At 49.5% G+C, this 15,174-nt stretch carries 16 protein-coding genes; 3 read left to right on the forward strand and 13 right to left on the reverse strand.

The features are described from left to right. Positions 1 to 18: 18 nt before the first annotated feature. The 5 genes from J2T14_RS03840 to J2T14_RS03860 form a co-directional block, all read right to left on the reverse strand. Positions 19 to 771 (reverse strand): amino acid ABC transporter ATP-binding protein, encoded by a 753-nt coding sequence (locus tag J2T14_RS03840; RefSeq protein WP_307467898.1) that lies wholly within the window; start codon positions 769 to 771, stop codon positions 19 to 21. Further along, complete coding sequence (locus tag J2T14_RS03845; protein ID WP_307467901.1) at positions 768 to 1,478, reverse strand: amino acid ABC transporter permease; 711 nt, start codon at positions 1,476 to 1,478, stop codon at positions 768 to 770. Before J2T14_RS03845 ends, J2T14_RS03840 begins: the two co-directional genes overlap by 4 nt. Beyond that, positions 1,468 to 2,256: an amino acid ABC transporter permease gene (locus J2T14_RS03850; RefSeq protein ID WP_307467905.1), complete on the reverse strand. Its 789-nt coding sequence runs from the start codon at positions 2,254 to 2,256 to the stop codon at positions 1,468 to 1,470. Before J2T14_RS03850 ends, J2T14_RS03845 begins: the two co-directional genes overlap by 11 nt. A 32-nt stretch (positions 2,257 to 2,288) precedes the next feature. Then, entirely contained in the window at positions 2,289 to 3,110 is an 822-nt protein-coding gene (locus J2T14_RS03855) for a transporter substrate-binding domain-containing protein (protein WP_307467906.1), read from the reverse strand. Between the two features lie 214 nt (positions 3,111 to 3,324). Continuing rightward, positions 3,325 to 4,230: a LysR family transcriptional regulator gene (locus J2T14_RS03860; RefSeq protein ID WP_307467908.1), complete on the reverse strand. Its 906-nt coding sequence runs from the start codon at positions 4,228 to 4,230 to the stop codon at positions 3,325 to 3,327. Positions 4,231 to 4,438: 208 nt separating this feature from the next. Between J2T14_RS03860 and J2T14_RS03865 the strand changes: the two genes are divergently transcribed. Beyond that, positions 4,439 to 5,143, forward strand: a complete 705-nt coding sequence (locus tag J2T14_RS03865; protein ID WP_307467910.1) for a cupin domain-containing protein — start codon at positions 4,439 to 4,441, stop codon at positions 5,141 to 5,143. A gap of 92 nt (positions 5,144 to 5,235) precedes the next feature. On the opposite strand, the gene J2T14_RS03870 is transcribed toward J2T14_RS03865, so the two are convergent. The 3 genes from J2T14_RS03870 to J2T14_RS03880 form a co-directional block, all read right to left on the reverse strand. Next, positions 5,236 to 5,649 (reverse strand): VOC family protein, encoded by a 414-nt coding sequence (locus J2T14_RS03870; protein WP_307467913.1) that lies wholly within the window; start codon positions 5,647 to 5,649, stop codon positions 5,236 to 5,238. Between the two features lie 240 nt (positions 5,650 to 5,889). Further along, positions 5,890 to 6,354: a GNAT family N-acetyltransferase gene (locus tag J2T14_RS03875; RefSeq protein WP_307467915.1), complete on the reverse strand. Its 465-nt coding sequence runs from the start codon at positions 6,352 to 6,354 to the stop codon at positions 5,890 to 5,892. Positions 6,355 to 6,402: 48 nt separating this feature from the next. Beyond that, positions 6,403 to 6,813 (reverse strand): MerR family transcriptional regulator, encoded by a 411-nt coding sequence (locus J2T14_RS03880; protein WP_307205412.1) that lies wholly within the window; start codon positions 6,811 to 6,813, stop codon positions 6,403 to 6,405. Between the two features lie 170 nt (positions 6,814 to 6,983). On the opposite strand from J2T14_RS03880, the gene J2T14_RS03885 reads away from it, so the two are divergent. Next, positions 6,984 to 8,105 (forward strand): NADH-dependent flavin oxidoreductase, encoded by a 1,122-nt coding sequence (locus J2T14_RS03885; protein ID WP_307467917.1) that lies wholly within the window; start codon positions 6,984 to 6,986, stop codon positions 8,103 to 8,105. Between the two features lie 76 nt (positions 8,106 to 8,181). Here the strand turns inward: J2T14_RS03885 and J2T14_RS30780 are convergent, their stop codons facing one another. The 5 genes from J2T14_RS30780 to J2T14_RS03905 all read right to left on the reverse strand — a co-directional run bounded on the left by J2T14_RS30780 (position 8,182) and on the right by J2T14_RS03905 (position 14,035). Beyond that, on the reverse strand, positions 8,182 to 8,430 hold the full coding sequence (locus tag J2T14_RS30780; protein ID WP_373458098.1) for an IS3 family transposase: 249 nt from the start codon (positions 8,428 to 8,430) through the stop codon (positions 8,182 to 8,184). Further along, positions 8,427 to 8,720, reverse strand: coding sequence for a helix-turn-helix domain-containing protein (locus J2T14_RS03890; protein ID WP_307467918.1), 294 nt, complete (start codon positions 8,718 to 8,720; stop codon positions 8,427 to 8,429). Before J2T14_RS03890 ends, J2T14_RS30780 begins: the two co-directional genes overlap by 4 nt. A 98-nt stretch (positions 8,721 to 8,818) precedes the next feature. Beyond that, positions 8,819 to 10,501, reverse strand: a complete 1,683-nt coding sequence (locus J2T14_RS03895) for an ABC transporter substrate-binding protein (RefSeq protein ID WP_307467923.1) — start codon at positions 10,499 to 10,501, stop codon at positions 8,819 to 8,821. A gap of 107 nt (positions 10,502 to 10,608) precedes the next feature. Beyond that, entirely contained in the window at positions 10,609 to 12,216 is a 1,608-nt protein-coding gene (locus tag J2T14_RS03900; protein ID WP_307467924.1) for a response regulator transcription factor, read from the reverse strand. Continuing rightward, positions 12,197 to 14,035 carry a sensor histidine kinase gene (locus tag J2T14_RS03905; protein WP_307467926.1) on the reverse strand — a complete coding sequence of 613 codons (1,839 nt, stop codon included), beginning with the start codon at positions 14,033 to 14,035 and terminating at the stop codon, positions 12,197 to 12,199. Before J2T14_RS03905 ends, J2T14_RS03900 begins: the two co-directional genes overlap by 20 nt. 146 nt (positions 14,036 to 14,181) lie before the next feature. Between J2T14_RS03905 and J2T14_RS03910 the strand changes: the two genes are divergently transcribed. Beyond that, complete coding sequence (locus J2T14_RS03910) at positions 14,182 to 15,135, forward strand: ABC transporter permease (RefSeq protein ID WP_307467928.1); 954 nt, start codon at positions 14,182 to 14,184, stop codon at positions 15,133 to 15,135. Positions 15,136 to 15,174: the final 39 nt, after the last annotated feature.

Here is a 15,174-nt window from a genome sequence, read left to right on the forward strand (position 1 = left end):
GTTTCTCTCCTCTGTTCGTTAGATGGAATAGGCCGCCTCCGGCGTAATTCGCTTCAAGAACTGCTTCGTCCGCTCCTCCTTCGGGGACGTGAACAGCTCATTCGGCTTGCCCTGCTCGACGATGACGCCCTCGTCCATGAAGACGACATGGCTCGCAACGTCTTGAGCGAAGCCCATCTCATGCGTCACGATAATCATCGTGATGCCTTCCTTCGCTATCTTGCGAATGACGGCCAATACTTCGCCGACAAGCTCCGGATCGAGCGCCGATGTCGGCTCATCGAACAGAATGACTTCGGGATTGAGAGCCAGCGCTCTTGCAATGCCGACGCGCTGCTGCTGCCCGCCGGACAGCTCGCTCGGATACGAATCCAGCTTGTTCCCAAGCCCGACCTTCTCCAGCAGCTCGATGCTGCGTATCCGAGCTTCGTCCTTCGATATTTTTTTGACCACGAACAGCCCTTCCATAACGTTCTCAAGGGCCGTCTTATGCTTGAATAAGTTGTATTGTTGAAACACCATCGCCGTCTTCTGGCGCAGCGTATGGATCGCTTTCTTATCCGGACGCCTGCATTGCACCGAGAAGTCATCGATCACGATCCGGCCTTCATTCGGCTTCTCCAAATAATTAATGCAGCGCAAAAGCGTCGTCTTGCCCGAGCCGCTAGGGCCCAGTATGGCGACAACCTCGCCTTTCTCGACCGTCAGGTCAATGCCCTTCAGCACTTCGTTCCGTCCAAAGCTCTTGCGAATTTGCGTTAGCTTAATCATGAGACACCGCCTCGGTTGTATAAATTGAATCGTCTCTCTGCCAATGCGGTCAGCCGCTCAATCAGGAACGTTAATCCCCAGAATAGGAGCGCCGCCGCGAGGTATGCTTCGAAAAACTTCCAGTTCGTCGTTGCGACGATTTGCGCTTTGGCGTTAATCTCGACGACCGACACCGTGAAAGCCAGCGTAGAGCCGTGAAGCATACCGATCACCATATTGGATAGGTTAGGCAAGCTCGCCGCGAAGGCTTGCGGCAAGATGATCCGGCGCATCGCCTGGAATGTCGTCATGCCTATCGAATAGGCGGCTTCGATCTGGCCCCGGTTAACGGCTAGAAGACCCGAACGAACAACTTCGGACATATAAGCCCCCGCCGTAATGGAAAAGGAAATGTACGCGAAGCCGATCATCGGAATCGACACCGAACGGAAAGACAGGCCCAGTGAATCGGTTGCCCCGTCAATAAGCATGGGAAGACCGAAATAAATAATGAAGAGATGCGTCAGCATCGGCGTGCCGCGAATAACGGTTACATAGGCCGAGGCAATCGGATAAAGCACGGGAACTTTGTATAGCCGAATAACGGCGACGGCCGTCCCGATGATTAAGCCGCAAAATACGGAAACCGCCGTAATCGCAAGCGCAGTCGGCACCGCAGGGAGCAAGGCAATAAACGCCGTCCATATGAATCCGAAATCAAGCTTCATTTTCTTGGCCTCCTCTGCCGAAGCCTGGCGAAAGGGCGAAGCGGCGCTGTTTCCATTTCCTGTAGCGGGATGGCTTTTCGTCCGAAACGATCTGCCGCTCATGACGCAGCAGCTTCCGTTCCACGAGATGGAACAGCTTCTCAAGCCCATAGCTAATAACGAAATAAATGATAGCGAGCGAAATGTAGGTCTCGACAAAATGTCTGGACATGACCGCCAGCGTCTGCGACTTGCCGGTAAGCTCCATAATGCCAAGCGAAAATGCGAGCGACGTATCCTTCAGATTGGCGATAACGAGATTCGAGAACACGGGCAATGAAATCGCGGTCGCCTGAGGCAATACGATTCTAGTGAACGCCTGGAAGCCCGTCATGCCGACGGCATATGCCGCCTCCACCTGTCCGCGATCGACGGCGCCGACCGCCGCTCTTATCATCTCCGACAAGTACGCACCGCTATGAAGCGCATAGGTTAAAATAACGAAGTAGAGGGCAGGCACTTTGGACACATCGACATAAACCAGCTTCAATATTTCCGGCAGGCCGTAATAGAATAGGAACAGCTGGATAAGAATCGGCGTTCCGCGGAAAAACGATAGATAAACCTGGGACAGCCGTCTTAATACCGGTATTTTGTATAGCTGTGGAAGGGCTACAACGAGCCCGATTCCTAAGCCGATGACGATGGAGCACGCGACGATGAGCAGAGTCATCTGCAAAGTCGGCACCAGCTTCACCAAGTAATCAAGCAAGTAATGAAAGTCGAACGGCTCTCCCACGGTGTCCCCCTCCTTCCTTCGCCTTTACTGGACTATTCCTCGGATGTAAAGTCATTGCCCAGCCACTCCGAGCTTAAGCTGGCAATCGTTCCGTCAGCCTTCAACTCCCTAATCGCTTCGTCGACGCGATCGGCAAGCTTCTGCTGGTCGGGATCGTTCTTGCGGAACATGAACAAAATATCCGCTTCGCTAAGCGCTGGCCCCGTCAGCTTCAACTCCTTCTTCGTATCGACGAGCGACAAGGTGAAGTCGGCTGCCAAAAAAGCGTCCACTCTTCCGGAAGTGACTTGCTGCACGGAATCGTTCGCGCCGCCGTTCTGGTACACGATTTCAATCGCGTTGTCGTTCTCTTTATTGTAATTTTCGAGTATCGTCGATTGCGCGCTCGTTGCCGTCGTCAATACTTTTTTGCCTTTCAGGTCGTCAAGCGACTGCACGGAATTGTTGTCTTTCGCTACGACGATTTTGTTTCTCCAGTGCGCGTACGGCTCTTTGTTGAACAGGTACTTCTCTTCGCGCTCCGGATTTTTCTCCATTTCATGGGCAACGAGGTCGATCTTCTTCGTTTCCAGGCTTAACAACAAGTTAGTAAATTCCAGCGTTTGAATATCGAACTCATAATCGTCCAGTCGTTTATCAATCTCGCGGATCAGCTCCACGTCGAAGCCCGTCAGCTTGCCGTTCTCGTCGATAAAGCATACTTGAGGGAACTGCGTGCCTGTTCCGACAACGATCTTCGTCACTTTGCCTGCTTGTGCGCTAGCCGGCTCCGCGTTGTTATTCTTGCTTCCGCCGCAGCCTGCAAGCATAAGTACGAGAATGGCTGATGCAGCAAAAAGTAATGGTTTCTTCATGTTCTACTCCCCCAATTAACGGTTTGATTATTATTCACATAATTCCTACTGGATAAGTAAGGATTAGTGTTGCATTCACTTTATCACCTGCGCTTACGGGACGTCAATGCTATCGCTAATAGAGAAATTCTATATGTCGATTCAACAATTCAATCTTTGCGGGCTGAAATGCAAAACGTCCGCAAACCCAGTCGGATCAACGGACGTTTCGTATTTAGACGGTAAGCGGGAGGCGAGGATTTGCCTCGAATAAGCTTTTTCCCATAGTCATGATTTCTCGTATAAATTCAGCGTGCTCGCCATGCTGCGCGATCAGATTCGTCTGAAGGAAAATGCCGTCGGTCTCCGGCACGCAGATCGAATGAAGCTTCCCCTCGCGAATTTCCTGCTGCGCGCACAGTCCTGGCAGAAAGGCGATTCCTGCCTTTTTGATGACCAGCTTTTTAGCCATCTCGGAGTTATCGGTATGAATCTGTATATTGGGTGACTGCTCCAAATGCTCGAAAATACGATGGATACGCAGCCAATCGAGGGACCCGCATTCGAAAAACACAAGCGGCTGCTCGGCAATTTCTTCAACCGTCGGATGTTGATTATGGAGGAATGGATGCCCTTCGTATGCGTATAGCCGGATTGGATCTTCGTAAAACTTCGTCGACTGCAGGTTCGGATGAGAGACGTTGCGAACGAAGCCGATATCCACCTCCCTGCTTATCACCTTACTTACGATTTCGTCGGTTGCGGCAGTAACGAACTTATAGTGAGTTTCGGGAAACCTTTCCTTTAGCTTGGGCAGCAGCTCTGGAATGATGTAGTTCGATACCGACACCGTACAACCGATCCGCAGCTCGCTGAGGAGCGACTTCCTCTGATTAATATGAAGCTTGCCCTTCTGGTAGATCGTGAGAAGCTGTTGCGCATAGGGCAGGAAACGTTTGCCGTCCTCCGTTACTTGGACCTGTTTCCCTTGGCGGTCGAACAGGCGGCAATCGAGCTCCTGCTCCAGCGACTTGATCCGAGCCGTAACGGACGGTTGCGATAAATATAGCGCTTCGGCCGCTTTGTTGAAGCTCCCGCTGTGAATGACGTATACAAACGCTTCAATATTCTCGATATTCACGTTCGAGCCTCCCATGCCGTCACCGTTTTTGTCCCCGCTCAATACCAACTAATTAACTGTGTTTTGTATGATTTAATGTAACAAACATCCTTATATCTGTCAATTGTTCCGGTCGCGGGAACGGTTTTGTCATATGTGCATACAGTATACGGTAGGTCAAACGCCTATCTATAACGTGCATGCTCGCATTCGAAAGGCAGGGAATCAAGTGGCAGTATCCTATATGGATTTCACTTCTCCGAACGTACAATTTACTTACGATCTGCGCAATAACAACACTTTTACGAAAGACAATCGCAATTTCATCAACGCGTTATCGGTCAATCAGCTTAATACGCTGGGCAACGTATCGCTGCTCGATATCTATCTGAGCACGGGCAACGTCGTTGAGCCGCATATCCATCAGAACGCTTCCGAGCTCGTATACTGCATCTCCGGCGCTGCCGTCGTATCCATCATTAATTCCTTTACCAAACAGCTGCTCAACTTCTCCATCCAACCGGGCCAAGTCGCCAATGTGCCTCAAGGCTGGTGGCATTACGAGGTGGCGACCGTCGACAATACTCACCTGCTCGCCATCTTCGATGCTCCGATACCGGAGTTCATCGGAGCTTCCGATATGCTGCGCCTTACGCCCGCCAGCGTTCTCGCCCACACCTATTGCTTGAATGAGCAGCTCGTCGAAGCGGCGCTTGCGCCGATTACCGACACCGTCGTCATAGGCCCTCCAGCCAGTTGCGCCGCCAACAATCAGGTTCAAGGCGCATCCACGTCCAACACGGCTCATCCGAATCAAGCCATACAAGGCCAGTACGTACAGGGCCAGGGCAAGAAAGTTTACCTGCACCGAGACGAACAGCAGCCTTATCCGCAGTTTCACCCGGTTATCGGCAACGGCTGGGATTACCTGTAATAAAAGCAAAAAACGAAAAACGGTTATCCATAGGCAGTCCGATTGGACGCTTGATGGATAACCGTTTTGGTATATGCGATCTTGGATATCTCTCAGTCTTTCGGTATTTTGCTCTCATCCATATACAGCACATTCCAGCGATGCCCGTCCAGATCGATGAAGCCTCCGCCGTACATCCAGCCTAGATCGCTGGATTTGCCGATTTGCTCGCCGCCCGCCGCGACTGCTCTAGCGATGAGCTCGTCCACTTCCTGTTTGCTCTGCGCATCGATCGAAATCAGCACTTCCGTGCCAAGCTTCGTATCGGCGATCTCGTTGCTTATGAATGATTTGAATACGGCTTCCGGAAACAGCATGACCATAACTTGCTTGTCCCCGATAATGAGACCAGCCATCTCATCGCTATTCTCGTGGCGGGTATGAAACTTGAATCCAAGCTCGCTGAAAAACTTTCTAGACCTCGCCACATCTTTCACCGGAAGATTAAGCCATAGTTCTTTTGCCAATATTGCCGCTCCTCTACGATTAAGTCGAATATTGAATTTCGTATAGATTTTAACATATCTTAGCAGCCTAAGCTAAAAAAAAGCCCCGTCTCCGTTTTGGTCAAGCCCTAATATTGTAGACAATGAAAAAAGCCCTATAAACTGAACTATTTATGACAAAGCGGCAGACCAGAATTTGGTCTGCCGCTTCAATGATTGAACTATCGTTCCCGTTAGCTGAACGTATATTGATTGAATTCGTTATGACACAATCGATAATTCCATAAATATTTCAGCAATATCATTATCATTGTATTTTGGTATCTCATAAAAGCCAAAACTTCGAAACACTGACATCGCTTTATAAGATTGTTTCTCAGTGTCCAACCTCAGCTTTATTAATCCAGCTTGTCTTGCAAATTCTATTATTTGGCTCATCATGCTTTTGCCGTAACCCTTATCTTGATATTCAGGTAAGACGAAGAACCTCTTTATTTCACCAATTCTGTTTTCAGAATCAATACCCTTTAAACCAATAGTCCCAATAACGCTCTGTTCTTCCTTCAATAACCAGAACCCGCCTCCCGTCTCAAAATATAGCAGTTCAATACTTCTAATATCTGAATGCGACCCTTCAGGATCAAAGACATATCCTCTGGAAACATACATAGTTTTCACAAAATCCTCCAATTGATCCTGGTCTGATCTAATGTATCTCTGCAGCAATAAGCATTCCCCGCTCTCGTGGATAGAACTTCTTTACTCTCGTACCCGTTAGCTTAAGTAACCGTGACATTTAAAGTTATAGTTGGGATTTTTCATAACCTCTTCTTTCTGAAGTTCATACATGGCTATTTTATAGTTTATTTCTTCCAAGTGTTTAAAACTTTCGTCAATTTTCTTCTGAACTTCCAATTTATGCTGCATCAACATTTCTTCTCTTTGCAAGAAGGTAGGACTTCCTAATTCATAAAGTTCCTTGTAATCCTTTATTTTTGAAAGAGGCATTCCTGTCTCTTTGAGACAACGAATAAAAGAAATCCAGTCTATTTGTTGTTCGTTATAAACTCTACGGCCTTTTTCGTCACGAGATATATTGGGTAATATCCCTTGCTCTTCATAAAATCTAAGTGTCTTTGCAGATACATTTAAATTCTCCACTACATATGTCATCGAATACAACATCTACTTGGCCCACCTTTAGTTACAGTTACTGTAACTAAATATATATCATATGGAGAATGATAAGACAACTATTTTACTTGTAATCATATAAAAAATAAATCCTTTACTTACCGTAACGGTAACCAATTACACTGAAATAGAAAAGAAAATATGATAGCGAGGTTAAAGAAATGAATCAAAAATACAGTAGGTTATTTGAATCCTTCACATTCAGAAGTGGAATAACAATAAAGAATAGTATCGTAATGGCACCTATGACTACCTGGTCAAGTAATGACGATCTTACCATTTCGGATGACGAAGTAAAGTATTACAAACAAAGAGTGAACGGGGTAGGACTCGTCATTACAGGGTGTACTCATGTTACACCTAATGGGCAGGGTTTTACGAATGAATTCGCTGGGTACAATGATGAATTTACTCCAAGTTTACGGAAATTAGCTGAGGCAGCGAAAAGTGGAGGCTCACCCGCGATCCTACAGATTTTCCATGCTGGCAATAAAGCCTTGCCTGGATTGGATGCAGTTAGTGCGAGTGCATTGCAACCCGAACTTACTAATTTAGGTCCAACTTCAGAAACAAGAGAACTATCACATGGGGAGATCTTGTCGATTGTACGTGCTTTTGGAGACACAACAAGACGAGCGATTGAAGCTGGATTTGATGGCGTTGAAATTCATGGAGCTCATGGATTTTTAATTCAGAATTTTTGGTCGCCAGCAACGAATCAACGGACGGACCAATGGGGAGGATCACTTGAAAATCGCTTACGCTTTCCATTGGCGATTATTGAAGAAATCAAAAATGTCATTGAAAAACATGCTACAAAACCATTCATGTTAGGATTCCGATTTTCACCTGAAGAATCCTCCAAAGCGGACGGACTACGTATGAAAGACACATATGAATTAATTGATTTCCTTGTTGAACAGGATTTAGATTATATACATGCTTCATTAGATAATGTGTCTTCAAAGCCAGTAGATAGTCAAGATGAAAAAACACGACTTGAATTAATTCTTGAAAGAGCAAACGGTAAGGTACCTGTGCTGGCGGCGGGTTCCATACTAACACCAGATGATGCTCTTACAGCTATGGAATTAGGTTTGCCGCTTGTGGCCATTGGGCATGCGTTAATTATGGATCCTAATTGGGTTGAAAAGGTCGCAAATGGACGTGAAGCAGAGGTGGATTCTGAGTTGAACGTTTCGAAACTCGACCAGCTTAATATTCCGGAAAAACTTTGGAATGTATTTCAAGCAATGCCAGGTTGGTTTATTATTAGTAAATAAAGAGTAGTCCTAAAGGCTACTCAGATTGACGAGAACCCGAAGTCTTTTATGAGACTTCGGGTTTCTTTTGCTAACTCTAAGGTGCTCCGTCCATCGTATCATTGTACTGACGTTCTAACTCGCCTTGGATTCTCCTATAGCCGTACGTTCGCTCACGCTGTAGATAAATCGCCTTGATCCGCTGCTTGATTACGCCATCAGGGTCTACTTGCTTACGCTTAAGATATCGATAGTATGCGCTCCTCCATACGTCAAGTAATTCACACAGCAGAGTCACTGGGTAAAGATCAGATAACTCATCGATAATTGCATACTTGCCTTTCACGCCTCCCGTTTCCAGATTTCTAAGTTTTTTAGTACCGTATTCTCCCGTTGAAGTTGTTGGTTGTAACGATCCTTATCTATATACTCTTCGCGGCGGCCTCTGTTATCCAATAATCCGTACTCGCCTTGTTTCCTAAATTTATACACCCATTTACGAACTCTATCTTTATCTTGTATTCCATACTTCTCTGTAATTTGCCTGTACGTCCATTTATCCTCCTCGTGTAAACGTACGGCTTCTTTCCTTACTTCACTTGAATACAATTTATTCGGTTTCTCTCTTTTTCTCATAAAAATACACCCCTAAAGTATCATCGGTTTCCCATATGGGTTTTTCCAATGTCTACTATAAGAGGTGCACTTCATTTGGGAGATGGGGCTCTTATATCCTATTGCGATACAGACTTGAACCACTCGTTGACTTCCTTCGTCACTTGCTCGCCGCCGTTCGCTTTCCAGTTGGCGACGAACTCGTCGAACGCGTCGACGGGCAGTTTGCCATAAATGATTTTGTTGAACGTCTCCAGCTCGGACTGGCGGAGCAGGTTCCATTTCTCGATCATGGTCGGCGTTGCCGCGCCTGTGAAGTAGTTTTGCTTGCGGATGTCGATTTGGGACATGACGACCTTCGCGGCATACCAGTTCTCCGGCTTGCGGAATGTAGCCTGCTGCTTCTCGTAAGGCGTCTCCGGCGTTCCGCCGTCGGCCAGCTTCACGAGCGATTTCATGTACAGATCCGGAATACGCGCAGGCCCCGTGATATAAGGGAATGCGTCGAAGAAGTCTTTAATCTTTTCTTTGTCGTTCGTCGGTTGACCGTCTACGATATCCCAGTCATAGCCTTGGGCGAAGCCGTATTCGTACTTGCTGCCTGCCGCCGGGTTAGCCAGGTTGTCGAGCAAGTAGTTGTAGTACAAAATAATAGCTTCCGGATGCTTCGCGTCTTTGTTGATCATGAAGCTGCTGTTGACGCCGGAATTTTGCCATTTCGTACCGATCAAGCCGTCCGGTCCCGCAGGAATCGGATACGCTTTATATTTCGAACCCGCTACGTTTTTCAGCAGGTCCGGAGCCGGCCAGTCCGGCACCCAGTTCGCGCCCGGCAATACGCCCGCGTTTCCTTTTGTCCAAATTTCAGCCGATTTGCCTTCGTCCCATAGGGCGGAATCGGGGTGGATGTAACCTTTATCCATCCATTCCTGCAGCTTGGCGAGCGCTTGCTTCGCGCCCGGATTAACGGAACCGTATTCAAGGTTGCCGTTCGCGTCTTTATTCCATTGCTCCTGCACGCTGCCGTAAGCGCCGAACAGCCAGTCCAGGCCGCCCATCCACGTGTTGGTGTTGTTTTTGAGCGAGATGGCAAGCGGATAAACGTCCTTCGCAGCCAATCCGTCCGGATTCTCGTTTTTGAACTTTTCCATGATGTTCTCGAGTTCTGCGATCGTTTTTGGCGCTTCAAGCTTCAGCTTCTCCATCCAATCTTCGCGAAGCCATAGAAGCGTATCGTCATTGTCGGTATACTCCATGATCGGCAGATTCCACTTTTCGCCATCCTTAGTGAACGGATACCATAGCTCCGGATGCTCGGCCGCATGTTTTTTCCACGCTTCGTTGGCGTATTTCTCGAACAGCTCGTCGATCGCGATGAATTGGCCGGAATCGATAAGCTGATTCGTCAATACCGCGTCCGTAGGCACCATGACGAAGTCGGGCAGCTTCTCTCCAGACGTCAATGCCAATTGTAGCTGCTGCTTGTATTGGTCGCCGCCCGCCGGATACCACGTATCCTTATGCTTAATGCCAAGCGTCTCCAGCATCCAGCGGTCATGCACGTTGTTTTCTTTGCTTTCGCCCTTGGTATATTCCTTCGGCATAATGATCGTGCTGATTTCGATCGGCGGATCGTATTTGCCTTTTTCGAACGCGAGATCCGCTTCGGACTTCGCCCCCGAATCCGTCCCAGCCGGACTTTCCGAGCTCGCTCCGCCCATATTGGCGTTATTGCCGCTGCAAGCCGTCACGACCATCACAATAGCAATGAGAGGCAGCCATAGCTTTTTGAAATTACCCATTTGATTCTCCCCCTATGGTGTAAGTTGGTTACAAGTGTTACTTTACAGGCGTGACTGGGAGGTCATCTATAGGATTTTGTTAGTTTCCATAGGACTCTGTCATGTTGTTAATTTCCTTCGCGGAATTCCTGCGGTGTCGAGCCAAATTGTCGTTTGAACACCTTGATGAAGTAGGCGGGATCCAAATAACCGATCTCCGAGCTTATTTCGTAGACCTTTTTGTCGGTCGTCTTCAGCAGATGGCAAGCCGTCTCCATGCGCAGCCGGGAAACGTAATCGCTGATGCCTTCGCCCGTCTCGATCTTGTACAGCTTCGACAGATGCGTCGGATGCAGGTTGACATGATCGGCCAGCGCGCGCAGCGATACGTCCAGGTGCAGATGGCCTTCCACGAACGCTTGAATCTTCTTGACGTAGACGGATCGGATATCCTTCACTTCCTCGGAAGTTCCTTTGTCCAGCATGGCCAGCGCGGCCAGTGCCCAGCTGCGCAGCTTGCCGATCGAGGAGAACGCCTCCCCGCTCTGCAGCTGCTCCATATGATCGCCGAGCAGTCCGGCCAGCGTGTGGCCGTTGCGATGGGCATAATGCGTATAGGAGGAGGCGATAATATAGCCCGCTTCCAGACAATGCTCCCACGAATCGGACCATTTCTCGTCCAGCTCCGCGAACACTTCATTCAGCTTTCCCTCCGCAGACTCCCAGCGGCCCGCCTCCAGCAAGTTCCTCAAAACCGGCGGAGCGTGAATCGCATCCAGCGCGCCGTGCGACACTTGATCCTCAAGATCATCCGCGCGCATGACGAACTCCCGCTCGTCGCCGACGATTTGCCGGAAATACGCGACGGAGTGCTTATATCGATCCGATAGCTTCTCGGGGAACTGGAACGGCTCCGTCGTCACGATGGACAACGATCCCCGCAAAAATTGCTTCACCTTCGACTGGAGCTGCATCGCCGACTTCTCGAGCAAATGTTCCTTGAGGGCGCCGTCGTATTGCTCTTTGAACTGGAGCAGGAAGACAAGATAACCGTGATCGTCCTTAACGCCCCAAACCTTCGCGAATTCGCCCAGTATTTCCTCCGCCATATTGATGATCGCATACTCCATCAGCCCTTGGCCGTTGTTGCGGTATTGCCCGAATTCCTCTTCCATCCGGACGAGAAGGAGCGCGCATTCCCCGAAGACGAACGGCAGATCGTAGCTGCCCAGCTTCCGGGTCCAATCGGCTTCGGACTGGCGTTCCCCGCGCAAAGCGCCGAGCAGCAATTGCCCCCGCAGCATCGGCAAATTTTCGCGCAGCGTGAATTCGGTCCGCTCATAGGAGCTGATGCTTTCCCACTCCTCCTTCAATTGACCGATGGCAGCCGACACCGCCTCCATCAGCTCAACGTCCGTCGGCGGTTTCAGCAAATAGTTGACGGCCTGATGCCGAAGCGCTTCCTGCGCGTATTCGAAATCGGAATGCCCCGAGAGAATAATGCATTTGATCTTCGGATCCCGCTCGCGGATTTTGGCTATGAGCTCGATCCCCGTCATCTCCGGCATTAGTACGTCCGAGATGACGAGATCGATAGGATGAGTTTCCAATAATTGCAGCGCCTCATGCGCGGAATAAGCTTTATGAACCTGTTCGATGCCCAGCGTATGCCACGGCTTAGTCGCGGACAAGCTGTCTACCCAGTGGGCCTCGTCGTCAACGATGATCATTTGCATGCGGCGATTCTCCTTTAAGATCGTTACTTTGTTTGCTTTCCAATGCGCCATGAACGGGTTCCCAGACCATCGCTGCCCGCAGTCCCCCCAGCTCCGAATGCGTGAAGCTAAGCGATGATTTGTCGCCGAATAGGTGGATAATTCGCTGATTCGTATTCCAGAAGCCGTAACCCATGTCCTCTTCGAGCGGGCCTTTCATTTTGCGGTTAAGCGTCTCCAGCTGCGCGGCATCCATGCCCGGCCCATCGTCGTCGACGTACAGCTTGCACAGTCCGTTCTCCATTTCGCCTGCGATACGGATTTCGCCCGAGGCGTACGACTTGCCTACCCCGTGAATGACGGCATTTTCGACGATCGGCTGCAGCAGCAGCCGCGGAACCTGCTGCTTCAGCATCTCCTCGGGGATCGCGATCCCATAATGAATTCTGCCGTTGCGGAGCTTCTGAATATCCAAATAATTGACGATCAGTCCGATTTCTTCGCCCAGCAATGCCGTCGGCTTCTCGAGCCGAGTCATGTACCTGTAATAGGCGCTAAGGTTATGCCCCATCGATACGACGGCTTCGTCATCCTTCATTTGCGCCATATTGATCATATAGCCGATGCAGTTGTACAGAAAATGCGGGTTGATCTGCGCCTGCAGCTGCTTCAAGGTCGCTTCCCTCGACCTTAGCTTCTCCTTCAAGACGTTCTCGATCAAGTCTTGTATTTGGCTGGACATATCGTTGAACCGGTAAAACAGGAACGAAAACTCGTTATTGACGTTCGAATCGAGCTGAATCGAAAAGTCGCCCCGCTGTACGCTTTGCAACCCGCGCACCAACTTGCGAATCGGACGCTGCACGTTGCGGTAAAGCAAGACGGATGAGGAAATGCCGACGACAAACAGCATCGCCATCGCCAAATAAAACAAGTTGCGGCTGGTCGAGATCGGTCCCGTAATTTGTTCCAGCGGCACAAGATCGACCAAATACCAGTCGAGGTTAAGGGATTTAACGGCGCTGACCAAGTAACGCTCATCGTCCAGCAGGGCGACCTCCTGCCACGTATCTTTAAGGCTGCCCTTATCGAGATAACGGACAAGCTCGTTCGTCAGCCCCTCGTCTGCGCTGCGGTTAAGGATCGGCGCGTCTCCCTTGCGGTAGAATAACGGATCGCCTTGGCCGCCGGCTTTGTACGTATCGAGCATATTTTGTATATTTTCATGCTCGAAGGAGGCTTGTACGACCAGATTGCTTCCTTTCAGCGCCCCCTGCCGCCCGAGTGAATCGGTATAAAACCAATGGAACGCCTTCGTCCCTCCTTCCGGGACGGCATTGCCGTCGCCGTAGTTCCATATGCCGGTTACGTTTCGTTTCAAATATCGCTCGTCGTACTCGACCATCGTGGCCGCATTGGATATCGCCTCTTTGTGCAGCTGCGAGTAGACGGTGAACTTGACCGGCCAAATGTTCATGACGCCGGATTGCAGCATCATCTTCTCCTGAATGACATACTTCGTCTGCATCCGGTCGTACTCGTCATCCCAAATATTAAGTCCGTTGAACTTGCGGACGTTCGGATCTCGCGAGAACGTCAGCACGAAATCCATCGTCTGGCTGATGCGCGAATCGATCTGACTGGCCAGAAACGACAGCTGCTTAATGTTCGACGCCTGCAGCTCCCTGTCGATGACGCCCGACGCAACGCCGTTGGAGTAAGTAAACAGAACGGTGATCGGAATAAACAGAACAATGATCAAACCGTTCATTTTCGCGAACAAGCTGAACCTGCTGCCCAACTTTTTTTTCAGAAAACCGATGACTGCATCCCGCTTCATATTTCTCTCCCCCTTGCAAATCACCCTAACAAAACCCTATCGATCCTAACAATGTCTTATAGTTCGGCGGTCGCACGCGTTGATATTATATATAGCAGGGCTACACCTCATATACAAATTAAATTTTTATAGAACGGGAGAGGGCTATGGAACAACTGACTTTGAAAGACGCTAACCTGGGGGCCGCCCGTAAAGCGGGTAAAAAGAAAGGCTACCGGGTGCCATGGGTGCTGCATCTGATGGTGCTGCCCGCCGTGCTGCTCGTTTTCGTCTTTTCCTACCTGCCGATGTCCGGCGTTATTATGGCATTCCAGGATTATAAGGCATCGCTGGGCTTTGCCGATTCTCCGTTCGTCGGCTTGAAGCATTTTAAGTACATGTTCGAAAACGACTACTTCATGAAAATTACCGGCAACACGCTCATCTTCGCCTGCTCCAAAATCGTCATGAACCTGGTCATTCCCTTCGGCTTCGCCTTGCTGGTGAACGAGGTTCGCAACATGGGCTTCAAACGCTCGTTACAGACGCTCGTTTATTTGCCCCATTTCCTTTCCTGGGTTACGCTTGGCGGCATTCTGATCGACCTGCTCGCGCAGACCGGCATCGTGAACCAATTGCTGACGAACGTCTTCGGTCTGAGCAAGCCGATTTTCTTCCTTGGCGACGGTACTTGGTTCCGAATAACGATTATTTTCAGCGACGTCTGGAAGGAGTTCGGCTTCAACACGATTATTTTCCTGGCTGCGCTCGCCGGCATCAACCCGGCACTGTACGAAGCGGCCGAAGTCGACGGAGCTACCCGCTTGAAGCAAACGCTGCATATTACGATCCCTTCGCTCGTGCCGATTCTGATCGTCGTCGCCACGCTTGCTCTCGGCAACGTTCTGAACGCGAACTTCGACCAAGTGTTCAACCTGTACAGCCCGATGATCTACCAGCAGGGCGACATTATCGATACGTTCGTCTACCGGGAAGGCTTGCTAAGCGGACAATTCAGCTTCGCGACCGCCGTCAGCCTGTTCAAATCGATGATCAGTCTCGTGTTGATCGTTATCTCGTACCGTCTCGCGTACAAATACGCGGGCTACCGCATCTTCTAAACCGATTTTTGATTCTGCATGATTTGAAAGGATGAACGC

The sequence above is a fragment of the Paenibacillus harenae genome (assembly GCF_030812415.1).
In the GTDB taxonomy this organism is placed as follows: Bacteria; Bacillota; Bacilli; order Paenibacillales; family Paenibacillaceae; genus Pristimantibacillus; species Pristimantibacillus harenae_A.

What these genes read in the sequence shown, in the direction of transcription:
- J2T14_RS03855 (WP_307467906.1), bottom strand. Translation starts at nt 3,110, where the DNA reads ATGAAGAAACCATTACTTTTTGCTGCATCAGCCATTCTCGTACTTATG.
- J2T14_RS03910 (WP_307467928.1), top strand. Translation starts at nt 14,182, where the DNA reads ATGGAACAACTGACTTTGAAAGACGCTAACCTGGGGGCCGCCCGTAAA.
- J2T14_RS03885 (WP_307467917.1), top strand. Translation starts at nt 6,984, where the DNA reads ATGAATCAAAAATACAGTAGGTTATTTGAATCCTTCACATTCAGAAGT.
- J2T14_RS03840 (WP_307467898.1), bottom strand. Translation starts at nt 771, where the DNA reads ATGATTAAGCTAACGCAAATTCGCAAGAGCTTTGGACGGAACGAAGTG.
- J2T14_RS03895 (WP_307467923.1), bottom strand. Translation starts at nt 10,501, where the DNA reads ATGGGTAATTTCAAAAAGCTATGGCTGCCTCTCATTGCTATTGTGATG.
- J2T14_RS03845 (WP_307467901.1), bottom strand. Translation starts at nt 1,478, where the DNA reads ATGAAGCTTGATTTCGGATTCATATGGACGGCGTTTATTGCCTTGCTC.
- J2T14_RS03905 (WP_307467926.1), bottom strand. Translation starts at nt 14,035, where the DNA reads ATGAAGCGGGATGCAGTCATCGGTTTTCTGAAAAAAAAGTTGGGCAGC.
- J2T14_RS03900 (WP_307467924.1), bottom strand. Translation starts at nt 12,216, where the DNA reads ATGCAAATGATCATCGTTGACGACGAGGCCCACTGGGTAGACAGCTTG.
- J2T14_RS03880 (WP_307205412.1), bottom strand. Translation starts at nt 6,813, where the DNA reads ATGTTGTATTCGATGACATATGTAGTGGAGAATTTAAATGTATCTGCA.
- J2T14_RS03890 (WP_307467918.1), bottom strand. Translation starts at nt 8,720, where the DNA reads ATGAGAAAAAGAGAGAAACCGAATAAATTGTATTCAAGTGAAGTAAGG.